The sequence below is a fragment of the Granulicoccus phenolivorans DSM 17626 = NBRC 107789 = JCM 15570 genome (assembly GCF_000423085.1).
GTDB classification, from domain to species: domain Bacteria; phylum Actinomycetota; class Actinomycetes; order Propionibacteriales; family Propionibacteriaceae; genus Granulicoccus; species Granulicoccus phenolivorans.
On sequence record NZ_KE383975.1, the window covers coordinates 63796 to 81822 of the forward strand.

An 18027-nucleotide genomic window follows, 5' to 3' on the forward strand; every position below is an offset into this window, starting at 1 on the left:
GGGTTCGGGTTCGCGGTTCCTGCAGGGGTCGCGGGGAGTACGCCGGCCCGCGAGCTGGAGGTGGGGCCGCGGACAGGGCGCTGGGGGCCGGGAGCACGGGCATCCCCCGGGCCGTGCGTGAGGGTTCGGCGGTGGTGACGCGGGCCGCGGCGCCTGTCCGCGGGTTGGGTTTCGGTGTCGCGGGTCTGGTTTGGGTTTGCGGTTCCTGCAGGGGCCGCGGGGAGTACGCCGGCCCGCGAGTAGGAGTTGGGCCCGCGGACAGGGCGCTGGGGGCCGGGAGCACGGGCATCCCCCGGGCCGTGCGTGAGGGTTCGGCGGTGGTAACGCGGGCCCCGGGGCCTGCCCGCGGGTTGGGTTTGGTTTCGCGGGCCCTGCAGGGGCCGCGGGGAGTACGCCGGCCCGCGAGCTGGAGCCCGGCCCGCGCACCGCAGCCCGGCCCGCGTACGGCAGCCCGGCCCGCGCACGGCAGCCGGGCGGGGAGACCGGTGCTCGGGCCGACCGATCCGGCGGTATGCGTCATCCCCGGTCGGGGGGCTACGATCGCCTCCATGCACCCTTCACGCCGGTCGGCAGTCCCTGCGTTCGAAGTGATGACCCTGCTGGACCGCGTGGCGCAACTGCGCGCCGAGGGCCGCGAGGTGTGGTCCCTGTGTGCCGGGGAGCCGTCGCAGGGGGCCCCGCGGCCGGTCCGCGAGGCCGCGACCCGGGCGCTGAACAGTGGCCAGGCCATGGGGTACTCCGCATCCTTCGGCTTGCTGGAACTGCGCGCCGAACTGGCCGCGCACTACCGGCGCTGGTACGACATCGACGTGGATCCGGCCCAGATCGCGGTCACCACCGGGGCCTCCGGGGCATTCCTGGCGATCTTCCTGGCCGCCTTCGACGCCGGCGAGCGGGTCGCGGTGGTACGCCCGGGCTACCCGGCGTACCGCAACATCCTGGGCTCCCTCGGGTGCGAGGTCGTCGAACTCGACTGCGGTCCGGATCAGCGGTACCAACCCACCGTGGCCCAGCTGGCGGCCGTGCACGCCGAGCAACCCCTGTCCGGCCTGGTCCTGGCCTCCCCGGCCAACCCGACCGGCACGATGATCGACGCGGAGTCGCTGGAACTGCTCGCGGCCTGGTGCCGGGACAACAAGGTGCGGCTGATTTCCGACGAGATCTACCACGGCATCACCTTCACCGGATCGGTCGGCGAATGCGCCTGGACCTATGACCGGGGATCGGCGGTCATCTCGTCGTTCTCCAAGTACTGGGGGATGACCGGCTGGCGGCTGGGCTGGACGCTGGTTCCGGAGGATCTGGTCAACAATGTCGACGCGGTGCTGGGCAACTACGCCCTGTGCGCCCCGGTCCTCGCCCAGCATGCGGCGTTGGCGGCGTTCACCGATCAGTCCTATGACGAGTGCGAGGACGCGGTCCGCGAGTTCGCCCGCGCCCGCGACACCGCCCTCGGCCTGATCGACGAACTCGGCTGGCAGGACGTCGCTCCCGCCGACGGCGCGTTCTACCTGTACGCCAGCATCAAGCCGGTGCTCGGCAGATTCGCCGACTCCCGGGAATGGTGTTTCGCGCTGCTGGAGGACACCGGCGTGGCGATCACCCCCGGCCTGGACTTCGACGCGGTGGAGGGCGGCCACACCGTCCGGGTCTCCCTGGCCGCCGGCGCCGCCACGGTCGAGCAGGCCCTGCGCCGGGTGATCGCCTGGCAACAGGCGGCGTGAGCGCGGGACCGGCCGGCCCGCCCGCCTGCTGAGCGGCCCGGCTCGTCCGCCTGCTGAGCGGCCCGGCTCGCCCGCCGGCTGACCGGACCGACTCAGCCGAGCGCCAGCTGCCGGGCCCGATCGAGATACCCGGTCAGGTCCGCGCCCGGCCTCGGTACGCGTTCCAGCAACCCCGACCCGTAGACCTCCCCGGCGTCGAGGTCGCGCAGCCAGACATAACCGAGATGGCAGTCGCAGGTCGGCTTCGGGCACGGGCGATCCACCAGCAGGTCGGGGAGCGGGTCGGCGTACAGGTTCCCGACGACCCGGGGCACGAAGTGACACCGCCGCGCGGTCCCGTCCCCGTCGATCGCCAGCGCCCGCAGGCCCGCGTCACAGGCCAGCCCGGCCGAGCGGATCCGCCGGGTGCCCACCTCGAACAGCGGATCGACCGCCTGCAGCCGGGCCACCTCCGCCGCCGAGTAGTAACCGGCGACCGGGGCGCCGCCGCCGGTGGCGAACGCGTTCACCCACATCGGCACCGCGGCGGGCAGTTCGGTCCGCAGCGCCTCGATCTCGGCGAAGTGCGCCCGCAACCCGACCACCCCGACGGAGTAGGAGACGCCCAGGGCGTCCAGTCGGGCGCAGGCGGCCAGGAAGCGCTCCCGCTTCACCTCGCCGGGGTGATAGGTCGCCCAGATCCCGACCCGATCCGTCCGGGCCTCGGCCAGCCAGTCCGGGGAACCGGCCAGGTTCGTCTGGATCGCGACCCGGCGTACCTGCGGCAGCCGACTCAGCCGGATGACCGCCGCGCGGTAGCGGGCCCGGTGCAGCGCCTCCCCCCACGGGGTGAAGAACACCGAGATCGGATCCGGGTACGCCTGCACCCAGGCCACGAAGCGCTCCAGCGCCGCGGTGTCGGCAGCCGCCTCGGCCGGGGACTCGGCATGTTTGGCGAACGGGCAGTAGCCGCAGCTGTAGTTGCACGAACTCAGCGGCCCGCGATACAGCAGCGTCAGCTCCGGTACGCCGGCCCCCGCCGTCAGCATCCTCAGCGCTGTTCGGCCAGCGCACTGCGCCGGCGTACCTGGGGCGAGTACAGCAACGGACCGATCGCATCGGAGAGTTCGAGGCCCTCGGCGGTCAGCCGGATCCGTCCGTCGCCCGTCCGCTCGGCCAGTTCGGCCGCCACCAACCGGGCCAGAACGGGAAGCTCGGTCACCGGGTCGAGGCCGGTGGCGGCCCGGCAGGCGTCCGGATCCAGCCCGTCGACGTGCAGCAGCGTCTGCAGCACGTAGCGACGCATCCGCTCGTCGGCGGACAGCTCGATGCCGTAGGTCGCCACGGTGAAGTCATCAGTCGCGATCCAGTCCCGCAGGATGCGCTTCACCGGGGTCCGCTCGACGGCGAATTCGCTGGAGTAGTGCAGGCTGCTGGTGTACGAACGGGCCCCGCAGCCCAGGCCGACCTTTCCGTGTGGGTCGGCGGCGTACTCGTCGTCGGTGGTGCCCACTGCGGGCAGGTAGAACCGCCGCAGCGAGGATTGCCGGTAGCCCGCGTCGGTGAGCACCTCCACCGCGATCCGGTACTGCGCGATCCGGTGGTCCGCCCAGCCGTCGATCGTGCGGCCCAGGCCGGTCAGCGGGCGGACGTACAGCGGGTAGCAGAAGATCTCCTCCGGCCGCCAGGCGAGGATGTCGGTCAGGCTGCGCCGCCAGGACTCCTCGGTCTGCCCGGCCAGCCCGTACATCAGGTCCACGTTCAGCAGCGGCGGACCGTCGGCGCGGATGGCGTCCAGGGCCCCGACCGCGGTCCGGTGCGCCTGCGGGCGGCCGATCCGATGAACCTCGCGCTCGGTGGTCGACTGGATCCCGATCGACACCCGCTCCACCCCGATCTCGCGCAGGTAGCGCAGCCGGTCGGGGGTCGCGGTGGCCGGGGAGGTCTCGATCACCGTCGGGGTCGCGTCCGGGCGGGTGCCGAAGGCGCGTTCCAGGGCGGCGAAGGCCTGCTCGAGTTCGGCCACGGTGAGGAAGGTCGGGGTCCCGCCGCCGAGGGCCAATCGGTCGATCTGGGCGTCCCCGAGGAACTCCGCGGTCGCGGCCGCCTGGCGAGCCAGCGCCCGCAGGTACGCGGCGGTGAGCCCGTCCCCCGGATTGGCCAGGGTGAACAGGTTGCAGAAGCCGCAGCGCATCTCGCAGAACGGCAGGTGCAGGTAGCCCGAGAGGTGTTGCCGATCCTGCCCGGCCCACAGCTCGGCGAGGTCGACCGGCTGCTCGAAGGTCCGATACGCCGACTTGTGCGGATAGCCGTAGGTATAGGCGTCGTAGGGGTCGGCCCGCAGCCGGGTGCGCAGATCGGTGTCGGGTGCGAGAGCGGTCATGGCAGGATTCCTTCCCAGTACGGCACGGTCCACACGTGCGGGTGCGCCACTCCATGACCGTGGTATCCGTCCTCGCCGAAGCAGTCCCCATGATCGGAGCAGATCACCAGCAGGGTCGGCCGCCGCAGTGCCGCGAGCACCCGACCCAATTCCTGATCACTGTACGCCAGCGCCGCGGCCTGACTGGCGACGGTGTCGCGGCGCGCATCGGGCAGGTGGAGGTGGGTCGGGGTGTGGGTGGTGGCGACGTTGATCAGCGCGAACACCGGCCGGTCGGTTGCGAGGTCGGCGTACCAGGCGCAGACGGTGTCGGCCAGCGCGGCGGTACTGATCGAGCTCTGCGGCCCGGTGGCCGGGGACCAGTACCACTCGCCGAACAGGTCCGGGATGATCCGGCCGAAGGCGCCCCGACCGGAGAAGAAGCCGACCCCGCCGAAGCAGGCGGTCCGGTAGCCGCGGGCGGCCAGCGCCCCGGGCAGGGATGGCTCCTCGAAGACGAACGTGCCCGGGCGTACGCCGACCGCCCCGGCGAAGCTGCCGGCGAACATCCGCGGCGGGCGGAAGGCCCCGGGCGGGTCGGGCAGGAAGCCGGTGAGGAAGGCCTGGTGGGCCGGCAGGGTGAAGCTGCCCGGCGAGTGCCGCCGCTGCCACCCGTCGGGCCCGAGCAGGGCGGCCAGGTTCGGGGTCTGCCCGGCGGCGTGGGCGGCCACGGCGACGTCGTGGCGCAGCGAGTCCAGGGTGATCCAGACGATGTCGCCCCCGGCGGCGATGTGGGTGGCCGCGTCAAGCATCGAACCGGTTCCCGCGGGCCGCGACGAAGGTGCGCAGCTCGCACTGATAGGTGTCCAGGCCGCGCCAGCGTACGCCGGTATGGAAGTCGCCGAAGGCGTTCACCTCCACCACCCGGGCGCGGCCCTGCCGGGGGACCAGCACGTCGACCCCGGCGTACCAGGTGTCGGGGAAGCAGGCGACCGCGTCCTCGGCGGTCCCCAGCACGTCCACGTAGCGGCCGCCGAGTTCGGCGCGCGCGGTCGCGACGTTCCCGCGGCGGGCCCCCAGGTGCAGGTTGGTGAACGGGCCGTGGGCGCAGCGCAGCAGCACGTGCCGGGCCCGGCCACCGATCACCACGACCCGGAAGTCCGCGGTCGCGCCGTCCAGGGACATTTTCGGGATCCACCGCTCCAGGCGCAGCGGCTGCCGGCTCAACGCATCCAGCAGGCGGATCGCCCGACCGTCGCGATAGGTCTGCAACCGGCGGCTGTTGTAGCACCCGGCGTCGGTCACCTCGACCGTGCTCCGGGCGATGATCCGGTCCCCGTGCCAGCGCAGGGCTACCAGCCCCGAAGCGCTGGAGCCGTAGCGGGGTTTCACGATTGCCTGGCTCCAGCCGGCTGCGCGGGCGCGGGCCAGCAACTCGGTGCCGTCGACGGTGTCCCCGGCGGCGTCGGTGGTGGAGAACGACTCCGGGACCGGGACCCCGGCATTGTGCAGGGTCTGCGCGGTGAACTCCTTGTCGAACATCATCCGCAGCTCGCTCGGGTTCTGCAGCCGGCTGCGCAGGTGTCGGCTCTGCTCGTCGATCCGGGTCAGCACCCGGGCCAGGCCGGCGTACCAGGCATCGAACGGGAGCAGCGCCCCGGTGGGCGGTGGGGATCCGCCGCCGAGTTCGACCAGCCAGGCGTCGTTGGCGGGATCGTCGGAGGGGGAGTCGATCCGCAGCAGCGGGCCGTCGGCCACCCGGGCGTGCAGGCCTGCGTCGAAGGCGTCGCGCCAGGAGCAGAATGTCGGCACCGGCCAGCCCAACTCGGCGCAACTGGCCGCGAATGCGGCGGCGCGTTCCCCACCGCCCCCGACGACGACCGTCTCCGGGGCCGGGCGTCCGCTTCCGGGCCGGCGGCCCTTCCCGGACTGGCCGGGGCCGGGCACCGGGGACCTACTCGCCGATAGCAACGAACCTGATGACCTCGCCGTTGTACTCCTCGGCCTCCTGCTGGTCGGAGACATCGACCTCGGGACCGAGGGCCCGCAGCTTGTTCATCATGTCGTCGCTGAAGAAATGGTGGGCCAGGTTCAGCCGGCTGAGCCGGGCGATCGCGGGGGAGTCCAGCAGGGCCTGCCCGCCGGCGTCGCTCATCGTGCCCAGAGAGAGGTCGAGTACGCTCAGCCGGGACAGGATCGCCGCGTTCGCCACCAGCGGGGCCAGTTCATCGGCCCGGTAGTAGTCCATCAGGCCGAGATGGGTGAGCGAGGGCAGCACCCGCCCCGACAGCAGGGGTTCCAGATCGGCCGGCTCGATGTTGCAGCCGTACTCATCGGTCCCCAGGTAGAGCTCCAGGACCTCCAGTTTAGGCAGGGTTGCCTGCAGCACGTCGTGCAGGATTCGCTCATCCATTCCGCCGGTCTGCACGCTCAGCGAGCGCAGGCCGGCGTGCTGGAGTCCGTCGATCCGCAGCCCGTTGCCGCCGCGCAGCACGGCGTGGGTCAGGGTGGGGTAGGCGCGGAACAGCGCGGTGGCGTCGGAGTTGTGGATCCAGGAGACCTCGCAGTCCTCGTAGGACATGTCGCCGAGCACGAGAGCGCGCAGGTTCGGCAGCAGCGGGGCGGCCGCGGCGACGGCCTGGATCACGGGGGCGGAGGTGGTGTCGTACGGCTGACCCCACAGGCCGATGGACAGACCCGGGACCTGCTCCACCTCGGGCAGCTTGAGCAACGCGCGGAATTCGGTGATCCAGTCGTCGGTGTCGGCGTCGTAGTCGACGCTGATCCGCGGGATCGAGGTGACCGGATTCGGCAGCGGGTCCCCGGGCGACCAGTTGACGATGGTGAGCCCATCGATCGCTGCGACGTTGTCGAAGGTCATGCGGGCCACCCTAGCGAGCCTGCGGGCCGCGGCGGCCGGTGGGGCGGCCGGCCGATCGGGCCGGGCCGGGTCAGGGCAGCAGGGGCAGCGCCGCGGTAACCGCGGCGGCGGAGAACAGGCTCAGGATCGTGGTCATCGTGACCGTGTCGGCGGTGGTCCGCACGTCCCCCTTGTACTCCATGGCCAGCAGGAAGGCGTTCACCGCGGTCGGCATCGCGCCGGCCAGCACCAGGGCCTGCAGCGGTACGCCGCGCAGCCCGAACAGCAGCCCGATCCCCAGCGACAGGAACGGCATCCCGAGCACCCGGATCAGCGTCGCGGTCCACACCGCCCGGGTCAGCTTGACCCGCTTGGTGGCGCCGAGCTGAATGCCCAGGGAGAGCAGCACGATCGGCAGCGCCGCATTCGAGAGCATCTCCACCCCGCGCATGATCCCGGTCGGCAGCTGCCACCCGAGCAGCCGCATCAGCAGAGCCACCACGATGGCCCACAGGGTCGGCAGCTTGAGCAGACCGATCAGCGATCCCTTCAGTCCGCCGCTGGCCCCGAACAGCAGCGGGCCGACGATGAAGCCGAGCACGACCGAGGCGATGAACATCAGCACGCTCTGCTCGAAGCCCGCCTGACCCAGGGCGAACAACGCGATCGGCAGGCCCATGTTGCCGCTGTTGGCGATGGCGACGCTGGCCATCACCGCGCGTCGGGTCGGGGCGGCGACCTTCGGGGTGAGCAGGCCGGCGATCGCCGCACCGAGCAGGCACACCAGCACGTACGCCCCGACCACCGCGACCCCGGTCTGGCCGGACACCTGGGTGGTGAGCAGGACATTCAGGCACAGCGCCGGGGTGAGGGCGTACAGGGCGATCTTGCTGATGGTGGCTGCGTCCAGGGTGAAGAACCGGCCCAGCGCGAAGCCGGTTCCGGCGACGACGATCACCGGCAGGATCACGTTGACCAGGGCGACCAGAAGTCCCATCTGTCTCCTTTGTGCTCGACCCGGGAACTCGCGTCGCGCCAACGCCGCGGCGCGGGCGGGTCCGTGCCCGGAGCGATGGCACGCCCGGAGCGCCGGTCGTCGAACCACGCTACCGGATCCGCTGCGTGATTGATCGGTACGCGCTGCACCGAGTCACCCCATCGATCCCATCGATTGACAGGGGCGATCGTGGAAGCCTTGAACTTGTCAAATCACACTGGTTGGGTTGGCTGTGTAGCCGCTCGGCGATTCCGCCGGCGATCCAGGCTGCCACGAGGAGGAAGTCAGACATGTCCGAGTCCACTGAGGTACCTGCCGGCGCCGATCCCTCCGGTTCCCTGACCGGGACCGGGTCCCCCGCCGCATCCGATCGTCACTCGCTCACTGCGGGGTCCGACGGTCCGATCATGCTGCACGACGTGCACTTCGTCGAGCAGATGGCCCACTTCGACCGCGAGCGGGTGCCCGAGCGCGTGGTCCACGCCAAGGGCTCGGGCGCCTTCGGTGTGTTCGAGACCACCGAGGACGTCAGCGCGTACACGAAGGCGGCGCTGTTCCAGCAGGGTGCCAGCACCGAGATGCTGGCCCGCTTCTCCACCGTCGCCGGGGAGATGGGGTCCCCCGATACCTGGCGGGACCCGCGCGGTTTCGCGCTCAAGTTCTACACCACCGAGGGCAACTACGACCTGGTGGGCAACAACACCCCGATCTTCTTCATCCGCGACGGCATCAAGTTCCCGCACTTCATCCGCTCCCAGAAGCGCCGCGGCGCCTCCGGGCTGCGGGACAACCAGATGCAGTGGGACTTCTGGACCCAGAACCCCGAATCGGCACACCAGGTCACCTACCTGATGGGCGATCGGGGCATCCCGAAGACCTTCCGCGAGATGAACGGCTACGGCTCGCACACCTACATGTGGATCAACGCCGCCGGGGAGAAGTTCTGGGTCAAGTACCACTTCATCAGCAACCAGGGCGTGCACGGCCTCAACGACGCCGAGGCCGCCAAGCTGGCCGGTGAGGACGCCGACTTCCACCGCCGCGACCTGTTCACCGCGATCGAGCAGGGCGAGTTCCCGAGCTGGGACCTGTCGGTCCAGGTCATCCCGTACGAGGAGGGCTTCAGCTACCGGGTGAACATCTTCGACGTCACCAGGACGGTGTCCCACAAGGACTACCCGCTGATCAAGGTCGGCACCATGACGCTGAACAAGAATCCGGACAACTTCTTCGCCCAGATCGAGCAGGCCGCCTTCGAGCCGTCCGCGCTGGTGCCCGGGATCGGGCTGTCCCCGGACAAGATGCTGCTGGGCCGGGTCTTCTCCTACGCCGACACCCACCGGCACCGGATCGGGGCGAACTACCTGCAGCTGCCGGTGAACCGGCCGCGCACCGAGGGCTACAGCTACAGCTTCGACGGCCCGATGGCCTACGACCACAACGGCGATCAGGCCCCGTACGCGGCGAACACCGTCGGTACGCCCTACTCCGACCAGACCGGGGTGGCCGAGGATTCCTACCAGGTCTCCGGCGACCAGGTCCGGCAGGCGCAGGCCGTCCGGTCCGCACAGGACGACGACTTCAGCCAGGCCGGGACGATGGTCCGCGAGGTCTTCGACGATGCCCAGCGCGAACAGTTCGTGCAGACCGTGGTGGGGCACCTCAAGGGCGGCGTGCACGGTGAGGTGCTGGAGCGCGCCTTCCAATACTGGAAGAACGTCGACGCCGAGATCGGCGGCCGGATCGAGCAGGCGTACCGGGCCGGTTGAGAAGCAGGCCGGTTGAGCGTCGGGCCGGCTGAGAGTCAGGCCGGCTCGCGACAGCGAGGCTTCACCCCGGGCAGCGATATCAGCAGCGGTCGCTGCCCGGGGTGGGGCGTCGCCCGACCCGGCCGGGGGTCAGGGCCGATGGCGGCGCAGCACCCCGGCAATGTCCGGCTCGACGAATCCCGGCCCCTTGAGGACCTTTCCGTCCGCGCGATAGATCGGTCGCCCGTCGGCGCCCAGCTTGGACAGGTTGGAGGCCTGGATCTCGCCCAGCACCTCCGGCAGCGGGATCCCGCATTCCAGCGCCATCCCGTACGCCACATAGACCAGGTCACCCAGCGCATCGGCGGTGGCGACGGTGTCCCGGGTCCGTGCATCGCCCAGGCGCTCGTAGGCCGCCAGGATCTCCGCCTCGGCGGCGTCCCCGTACACCGCGCCGACGAGCTCGGCGAACTCCTCGGCGACCAGCCCCATCCGCAGCCCGAGCCGCTCCCGGTCGACCTCGGGGGTGTCCTGGATCGGCATCGCGTACGTGTGATGGAACTGGCGCACCAGCGCGTCCGGGTCCCGGGGGTCGGGCATCGCCGGCCGGGCGTACGCCCCGCGCACCGGCCCCTGCCAGGCGGCCACCGGCGTCCGCGGTTCCCCGACCAGCCAGGTGGCCACCCAGCCGTCGCGCAACTCGCCGCGCTGGACGCACCCGGCCCGCACCGGCCCGTCCAGCCGGAAGCCGACCTTCCAGGCGATCCGCCAGGAGGCCCAGTTGGGTTCTCCGTCCAGGACCAGGCATTTCCAGCGGACCGCGGCCGCCCCCAGCTGATCGCGGGCGAAGTCCAGGGCCAGCTCCACCGCGGTCGTCATCGCACCCGTGCCGCGGGCCTCGGCCGCCATCCAGTACCCGATCTCCCACAGCCGGTTGCCCCGGTCGGTCAGGCTGATCATCCCCTGCAGTACCGGTTCGGCATCGGCCCGGTCGGCCGGACGGATCCGGACCGCCCAGACCGGTGACCCGGTCGCCCATCCCGGTTCGACCATGGCGGTGAGGAACCCGACCGCGTCCTGCCGGGCATAGGGGACCGGGATCGTCGTCCAGCGCTGGATGTCGGGATCCTGACACAGTTCGGTGATCCGGTCGACATCGGCCGCCGTCGGCGCGGACAGCACGATCCGCCCCCGGGCCAGGGTCTGCGGTTGCATCGGTACTCCGATCTGGTTGCTGCGATCAGTGCAGTTGGGCCGGCTCGTCGGCCGGCAGCGCCCGCTTCGGGGCGACACCGTTGGGCCCGCCGTCCGCGGGTTCGTTCGGCGCGGCCGCGCCGGGGGCGGGCTCGTCGTGCTCCCACTCCTCGGTGCCCGGCAACTGCCGGCGGCCCTCGATCAGGCTGTAGAGCACCGGGACCACCAGCAGGGTCATGAACGTCGAGGTGAGCAGGCCGCCGATCGTCACGATCGCCAGCGGGCCGGAGATGAAGCTGGACTGCCCGCTCAGCCCCAGCGCCGAGGGCAGCAGCGCAAAGATCGTGGCCAGCGCGGTCATCAGGATCGGTCGGACCCGGTGATGCCCGCCCCGGGTGAGCGCGTCATGCGTACTCATCCCCTCGCGGCGGTACTGGTTGACCAGGTCGATCAGCACGATCGCGTTGGTCACCACGATGCCGGTCAGCATCAGCAGACCGATCAGCGCGGCCAGCCCCAACGGGGTGTCGGTGATCAGCAGCGCCGCGATCGAACCGGTGGTGGCCAGCGGGATCGAGACCAGCAGGATCAGCGGCTGGGTGAGCGACTTGAAGATCCACACCAGCACCACGTAGATCAGCAGGACCGCGGCCAGGATCGCCAACCCCAACTGGCCGAAGGAGTCGGTCAGCTCGGCCGAGGCGCCACCCATTGAGGTGGTCGCCCCGTCGGGCAGTTGGGTCGCGTGGACGGCATCGGTCACCGCGGTGGAGACCGCGCCGAGGTTGTCCGAACTCTCCGGGGTGACCGCGATGGTGACCGTGCGGACCGCGTTCTCGGTCGCCACGGTCGGCGCGACCCGGACCTCGGACACCGTCGCGATCCGGTCGATCTTGAAACCGCCGAGATCGAGGTTCCGGACGTCCTCGACGGTCTGCGCCTTGGTGCTGGAGGACAGGTAGACCTCGAGTTCGCGGCCCTGGAGGGTGATCCGGGTGATCGATCGGTCGGCGGTCTTCGCCGCGATCAGCCCGACCGCGCGTTCCTCGGTGAGCCCCATCGCGGCGGCCTTCTCCCGGTCCACGGTGACCTGGACACTCGGCTGGGCAGCGGTGAAGTCGGATTCCACCTTGCGTACGCCGGGCAGGTCGCGTACCGCCGCCAGGATCCGGTCATTGGCCTCGCCCAGCGTCCGGTCGTCCGGGGCGGTCAGCTTGACGTCGACGGTGCCCGACCCGGTCAGCGAGGCCTGATCGCTGACCGCGAGCTCCCCGGCGTCCCCGTCGGCGTTGCGCTGCTGGACCAGCTGCTGCACCGCCGCGCGGATCTCGGCATGGCGATTGCCGATCTCGGTGGTCAGCGAGTAGCTGATCTCCTCCGCCCCGGCCCCCTGGCCGAACCGGCCGCCGCCGACGGTGGTCTGGACGGTCTGGACGCCGGAGACCTTCATCAGGTCGGCCTCGGTGCGCTCGGCCTGTCGGGTGGATTCGGCCAGCGAGGTGCCCGGGGCGAGCTTCTGGGTCACCGAGATGGTGTTCTGTCCGGAATCGCCGAGCAGGCTGGTCTTCAGCAGCGGGATGAAGGCGATGCTGCCGGCGAAAATGAGCAGGGCCAGCAGCAGGGTGACCCAGCGGTGCCGCAACGCCCAGGCCAGCGGGCCGGCGTACGCCCGGGTCAGCGGCGAGCGCTCCTCATGGGCATGGGCCAGCTCGACCGGGGACAGGTCCTCCTCGCCGGCGCGGCGGCGGTACACATGCGGTTTGGCGAACCAGTACGCCAGCACCGGCACGATCGTCAGCGACACGATCCACGACGCGGCCAGGGCCATCACCACCGTCAGCGCGAACGGCCGGAACAGCTCGCCCGCGGTCCCGCTGACCAGCAGCAGCGGCGCGAACACCAACATCGCGACCAGGGTGGAGGAGGTCACCGCCCCGGCGACCTCACCGGTGGCGTCCATGATCGCGCGCCCCTTGGTCCTGCCGTACCCCAGATGCCGGGTGATGTTCTCGATCACCACGATCGAGTCGTCGACCATCCGACCGATGGTGATCGTCAGGCCCGCCAGCGAGAGCATGTTCAAGGTGGTGTTGGTCGCCAGCATCCCGACGAAGGCCATCAGCATCGACAGCGGGATCGAGATCGCCGAGATGATCGTCGGGCGGACCGCGAGCAGAAAGACCAGGATGACCAGCACCGCGAAGGCCAGGCCGAGCGCCCCCTCGGTCGCCAGCCCGGCGATGGACTCCTGGATGAACGGGGCCTGGTCGAATACCGGGGTGAACTCGGAGTTGCCACCGAGATCGGCGGTGAGGCCCTGCAGCCGCTGGGTGACCTGCTTGGAGATGTCGACCAGATTGCCGTCGGTGGTCGGGGTGACCATCATGACCACCGAGTCCCGGCCGTTGGTCCGGGAGACGCTGGTGGCCGCGGCGATGCTCTGCTGGACCTTGGCGATGTCCCCGAGCCGGACCGGGGCGCCACCGGCGGCCGGGATGATCCGGACATCGGCGATCTGGTCGATGTTGTCGAAGGGTTGGCCGACGGTCACGTCCAGGGTGTTGCCGCCCTCGGTGACCTGTCCGCCGGGCAGCACCTTGCCCGACGACCCGAGGGCGGAGGTGATGTCGTTCTCGGTGATCCGGCGCTCGGTCATCTTGGGCTGGTCGAGTTCCAGCCGGATGATCGCCTGCGGCGCACCCAGGACCTGGACCGAGGCGACCCCGGCGACCTTCTCCAACTCCGGGACCACGGTGGTGGTGAGCCGGGAGTTCAGCTCCTCGGGGCTGTGGTCGGAGGCCACCGCAATGATCATCGCCGGGATGCTGCCACTGCCGCCGCTGCGGACGGTGATGGTGGTTCCCTGGGGGAAGGAATCCTTCAGCGAGTTGATCGAGTTGTCGATCTGCGAGGTGGCCCGGGCCAGGTCGGAGCCGAAGGCCAGGTTCACCGTGACCGTCGACAGCGAGGAGCGGCTGGTCGCCGAGGTGGACTCCACGTTCTCGATGGTCCGTACGCTGCGCTCGATCGGGTCGGCGATCTGGTTGGCGATCTGCTCGGCGGTGGCGCCGGGGGAGACGACGGTGACGCTGACCGCCGGCAGGGTGACCGAGGGGATCAGCTGCTGCTTCAGGGTGACCATGGCGAACACCCCGAGGACCGAGACGACCAGGCAGACCAGGGCAATGAACGAGCGGTTGCGCAAACTCAGTCGCGGCAGGGCATGCACCGGCATTCCTCACACTCAGGGACGTGACGCCCGAAGTCTGCCACGCTTATAAAAGGCATACGTCCGGGACAACCCCGGTTCTGCCATCCAGCGGGCAGCGGCCCGCCGCAGTATCGACCGGGCAGCGGCCCGCCGCTGGGTCCATCGGGCAGCGGCCCGCCGCTGGGACGGGCTGCTGCCGGGGTCATTCGGCCAACGCGTTCAACCGGACCCGGGCCCGGTCCCCGGCCGCCGACACCCGCCGCTTGGCCCGCTTCGCCCACAGCTCGGCGCGCTCGTCGGCCAGGGCGCGATCCAGGTTGCCCAGGCTGCGCCGCAGCCGCGACTCGGCGGCCGACGCGTTCTCCTGCCCGGAGACCACCAGGGCCGTGAGTTCGCGCTGACGCTCATCCCGCTCGGCCTGGATCTTGTCCGCCCTGGCCTGCTGCACCGCATCCTTACGGGCCTCCACCGCGTCGGCCTTGGCGTTGCGGCGGGCCTGCTTCGCCGCCCGGGCCAGTTCCTTGCGTTCGCGTCGGGTCGACTTGCCGGCCTCGTCGAGGGTCTGCTCGGCAGCCGCTGCCAGCCGGGCCCGGCCGGCCGCGGCGCTCGACTTCGCCTGCGCGATGGTCGACTCCAGGGCGTCCCGGACGCCGGCGGAGGTGATCTCGGCCTGCGCGGTGGCGGAGGCGGTCAGGGAGGCGATCGCCTGCTGCTCGATCGGCTTGCGAGCCAGGGCGGTCGCTCGGTCCGCACCGAACTTCGCCAGCCGGACCCGGCCGATGTTGAGCGCGGTCTCCAGTGCCTTGGCCTCCTTGGCCGCCACCGCCCGCTGCTTCTTCTCCGGATCCGGCTTGCGCAGCAGCAGCGCCGCCAGAATGCCGAACAGGCCGACCGATACGCCGCCGAGGATCGCCACGAACCGAAGGTCGAGGCCCTTGGCGGCCTGGGCGTCGGCGGTGGACGGCACCCCCAGCGGGGCGGCGTCCAGCACCCAGAACCGACCGCCGGCGTACGCCCAGTCGAGGCGGACCGGGTGATCCAGGGTCTGCTCCACCTGCGCGGCGAGGGCGGCGAGTTCGCGCGACTGATGCTCATTCAGCGGAAGCGGCTCGAGGGCCCCGGCGTCCGCACCGTGCGCCTGCTTCCCGTCATCGAAGCGGACGGTCGAGTCGTCCCCGACGATGATCCGCCGGTCGCTCATCGGATCCCCGCCCGGCTGGGCGATGGACCCGATCACGCACACGTCCCGACGATGGGTCCGCGGGTCGGCGGTGGCCACCTGCCCGGTCAGCGCCTGCGCGGGGGCGGCCTGGACCACCACGGCGATCCGGAAGGTGGTCGGACGGATCCGGTTCCGCAACCGGAACTTCAGCGACTCCGCCGACCAGGCGTACGCCCAGCACTCGCGCAGGGCATCCATCAGGTCGGCAGTGCTGTGCAGACCGGTGACGGTGTGCGTCAGCTCCTCGAAGGTGACCTCCGGCCGGTTGGTCGCATACAGCGACAGCTGGGCGATCGCGTTCCCGCCGAGCTGGGAGAACACGGTGCCCAGCTCCATCTCCATCGAGTAGGGGATCGTGGCCCGGAACAGGGTGTTGATCGCGTGGTCCACCCCGTCGTGGGTCCGGATCCCGACGTAGATGCCGCGCTGAACGGCATAGTCGTGGGCCATTTGGGCGGTGACCACGAAACCCGGTGGGACGGGATGCCCGCTGCGGGCAAGCATGGCGAGCGTGGCACCCTTGGTGCCGATTTCTTCCGGCCCGGCGGTCGTATCCCGGAGCTGCGCAACGTATGCCATCGACATCCCTTCGCTAGTGGCCTGCAGTCTAATGGTCGCCGGCGGGCGCGTGCGCGCACCCGGCGGCTCGGAGTTGTGGAGCCGTCGTTTACTCGGTCGGGATCAGGGCGAGATCGGCGAGCCAGGCCCGGGCGTTGCCATCGGAGGGCGCCCGCCAGTCGCCCCGCGGGGACAGCGCCCCGCCGGGGGACACCTTGGGGCCGTTGGGCAACGCCGAACGCTTGAACTGGCTGAAGCCGAAGTAGCGCTTGCAGAACACCTCCAGCCAGGCCCGGATCTCGGCCAGCGGGTACTGGTTGTGCACCCCGACCCCGGGCGGCCACGCACCGGCGTCGGCATCGCGCCACGCCTGCTCGGCCAGATAGGCGATCCGGGAGGGGCGCATGCCGTGCCGCAGCACGTGGAACAGGGTGAAGTCCTGCAGCTCGTAGGGGCCGATCGTCGCCTCGGTGGACTGCGGCTCCTCCCCGTCGGCCGGCACCAGCTCCGGACTGATCGTGGTGTCCAGCACCGCCCGGAGCGTACGCCCGACCTCGGCGCTGAACTGTTCGGAGGAGATCACCCAGCGGATCAGGTGCTGGATCAGCGTCTTGGGGACCCCGGCGTTCACGTTGTAGTGCGACATCTGATCGCCGACGCCGTAGGTGCACCACCCCAGCGCCAGTTCGGACAGGTCCCCGGTGCCCAACACGATCCCGCCGCGCTGGTTGGCCAGCCGGAACAGATAATCGGTCCGCAGCCCGGCCTGGATGTTCTCGAAGGTGACGTCGTACTGCTTCTCGCCGCGGGCCACCGGATGATCCAGGTCGGCCAGCATCTGCAGCGCGGTCGGCCGGATGTCGATCTCGGCGAAGCTCACCCCCAGTGACTCGCCGAGGGCATAGGCATTGCTCTTGGTGTGCACGCTGGTGGCGAAGCCGGGCATGGTGAAGGCGAGAATGTCGCTGCGCGGGCGATCCATCCGATCCATCGCCTTGGCCGCGACGATCAGCGCGTGGGTGGAATCCAGGCCCCCCGACACCCCGATCACCACCTTGGGCTGACCGATCTCGCGCAGCCGCTGCTCCAGCCCGGAGACCTGGATCTGGTAGGCCTCGTAGCAGTCCTGGGCCAGCCGCGACTCGTCATCGGGCACGAACGGGAACCGGGCGACCGTGCGGCGCAGGCCCACATCGCCGGCCGGCGGGGCCAGAGTGAACTCCGCGGTCCGGAACCGGGCGACCCGGTCGGCATGGGTACGGGCGTTGTCGTCGAAACTGCCCTGGCGCAGCCGCTCCTGCACGATCAGGGCCAGGTCGATGTCGGCCACCGTACGCTGCGCCTGCTCGGGGAAGCGCGCCGATTCGGCCAGCAGCCGGCCGCACTCGTAGACCATCGTCTGGCCGTCCCAGGACAGGTCGGTGGAGGATTCGCCCTCCCCGGCGGCGGCATAGACATACCCGGCCAGACAGCGCGCGGACTGGGAACCCACCAGCAGGTGCCGGTCCTCGGCCTTGGCGATCGTGATCGGCGAACCGGACAGATTGACCAGCACCGTCGCCCCGGCCAGCGCGGCTTCGGCACTGGGCTGCACCGGCACCCACAGGTCCTCGCAGACCTCCAGATGGATCCGCAGCTGCGGCAGGTCGGTCGCGGTCAGAATGACATCCGGCCCGAAGGGGGCCTGCTGGCCGGCCACCTCGATCGTCCCGGTCCGGTCGTCCCCGGGGGCGAACCAGCGCCGCTCGTAGAACTCCCGGTAGTTCGGCAGGTAGGACTTGGGCACCACGGCCAGGATCCGCCCCCGGTGCACCGCGACCGCGCAGTTGTACAGCCGGTTCCCGCGCCGCAACGGGGCCCCGACCACGATCACCGGCAGCAGGTCGATCGAGGCCTCCACCAGCGCGCCCAGGGCGGCGACCGTGGCATCGAGCACGACATCCTGACCGAACAGATCGTCGATCGCGTACCCGGTCAGCGACAGTTCCGGGAAGACCGCCAGCGCCACCGCATCCGCGGCACAGGCCCGGGCCTGCTCGATGATCCGCTGCACATTCGTCGCCGGGTCGGCGATCGCCACCGGGACCGTGCACGCGGCGACCCGGGCGAAGCCCTGGGCGTAGGCGGAGTGGAAATCCATCGATACTCCTGACTCGGATCGGCCATCGTGGT

12 protein-coding genes are annotated in these 18027 nt (G+C 70.8%); 2 read left to right on the top strand and 10 right to left on the bottom strand.

Features of this window, described 5'->3' with window-relative positions:
- Window positions 1-590: 590 nt before the first annotated feature.
- Entirely contained in the window at window positions 591-1724 is a 1134-nt protein-coding gene (locus tag G531_RS0118635) for a pyridoxal phosphate-dependent aminotransferase (RefSeq protein WP_248648752.1), read from the top strand.
- Window positions 1725-1816: 92 nt separating this feature from the next.
- On the opposite strand, the gene G531_RS23970 is transcribed toward G531_RS0118635, so the two are convergent.
- From G531_RS23970 to G531_RS0118665, 6 genes are all read right to left on the bottom strand, one after another.
- Window positions 1817-2752 (bottom strand): STM4011 family radical SAM protein, encoded by a 936-nt coding sequence (locus tag G531_RS23970; RefSeq protein ID WP_051215717.1) that lies wholly within the window; start codon window positions 2750-2752, stop codon window positions 1817-1819.
- 2 nt (window positions 2753-2754) lie between these two features.
- Window positions 2755-4086 (bottom strand): STM4012 family radical SAM protein, encoded by a 1332-nt coding sequence (locus tag G531_RS0118645; RefSeq protein WP_035759797.1) that lies wholly within the window; start codon window positions 4084-4086, stop codon window positions 2755-2757.
- A complete protein-coding gene (locus G531_RS0118650) occupies window positions 4083-4877 on the bottom strand; it encodes an STM4013/SEN3800 family hydrolase (protein ID WP_051215718.1) in 795 nt (264 codons plus the stop codon). Before G531_RS0118650 ends, G531_RS0118645 begins: the two co-directional genes overlap by 4 nt.
- Window positions 4870-6012: an STM4014 family protein gene (locus tag G531_RS23975; protein ID WP_051215719.1), complete on the bottom strand. Its 1143-nt coding sequence runs from the start codon at window positions 6010-6012 to the stop codon at window positions 4870-4872. The genes G531_RS0118650 and G531_RS23975 overlap by 8 nt, the downstream gene beginning before the upstream one ends.
- Before the next feature lie 7 nt (window positions 6013-6019).
- Window positions 6020-6946, bottom strand: coding sequence for an STM4015 family protein (locus G531_RS0118660; protein ID WP_026928390.1), 927 nt, complete (start codon window positions 6944-6946; stop codon window positions 6020-6022).
- A 70-nt stretch (window positions 6947-7016) separates the two neighbouring features.
- Window positions 7017-7922 carry an AEC family transporter gene (locus G531_RS0118665; protein ID WP_026928391.1) on the bottom strand — a complete coding sequence of 302 codons (906 nt, stop codon included), beginning with the start codon at window positions 7920-7922 and terminating at the stop codon, window positions 7017-7019.
- 290 nt (window positions 7923-8212) lie between these two features.
- Here G531_RS0118665 and G531_RS0118670 point away from each other — a divergent pair, with 290 nt between their 5' ends.
- On the top strand, window positions 8213-9691 hold the full coding sequence (locus G531_RS0118670) for a catalase (RefSeq protein ID WP_026928392.1): 1479 nt from the start codon (window positions 8213-8215) through the stop codon (window positions 9689-9691).
- 129 nt (window positions 9692-9820) lie between these two features.
- Here the strand turns inward: G531_RS0118670 and G531_RS0118675 are convergent, their stop codons facing one another.
- From G531_RS0118675 to G531_RS0118690, 4 genes are all read right to left on the bottom strand, one after another.
- The gene (locus tag G531_RS0118675; protein WP_026928393.1) at window positions 9821-10885 is read right to left on the bottom strand and encodes a GNAT family N-acetyltransferase; all 1065 of its coding nucleotides are present in this window, start codon (window positions 10883-10885) and stop codon (window positions 9821-9823) included.
- A gap of 25 nt (window positions 10886-10910) precedes the next feature.
- The gene (locus tag G531_RS23980) at window positions 10911-14093 is read right to left on the bottom strand and encodes an efflux RND transporter permease subunit (protein ID WP_162143198.1); all 3183 of its coding nucleotides are present in this window, start codon (window positions 14091-14093) and stop codon (window positions 10911-10913) included.
- A gap of 184 nt (window positions 14094-14277) precedes the next feature.
- Window positions 14278-15876 carry a PEP/pyruvate-binding domain-containing protein gene (locus G531_RS0118685; protein ID WP_026928394.1) on the bottom strand — a complete coding sequence of 533 codons (1599 nt, stop codon included), beginning with the start codon at window positions 15874-15876 and terminating at the stop codon, window positions 14278-14280.
- An 88-nt stretch (window positions 15877-15964) separates the two neighbouring features.
- Window positions 15965-17995 (bottom strand): NAD(+) synthase, encoded by a 2031-nt coding sequence (locus tag G531_RS0118690; RefSeq protein ID WP_026928395.1) that lies wholly within the window; start codon window positions 17993-17995, stop codon window positions 15965-15967.
- Window positions 17996-18027: the final 32 nt, after the last annotated feature.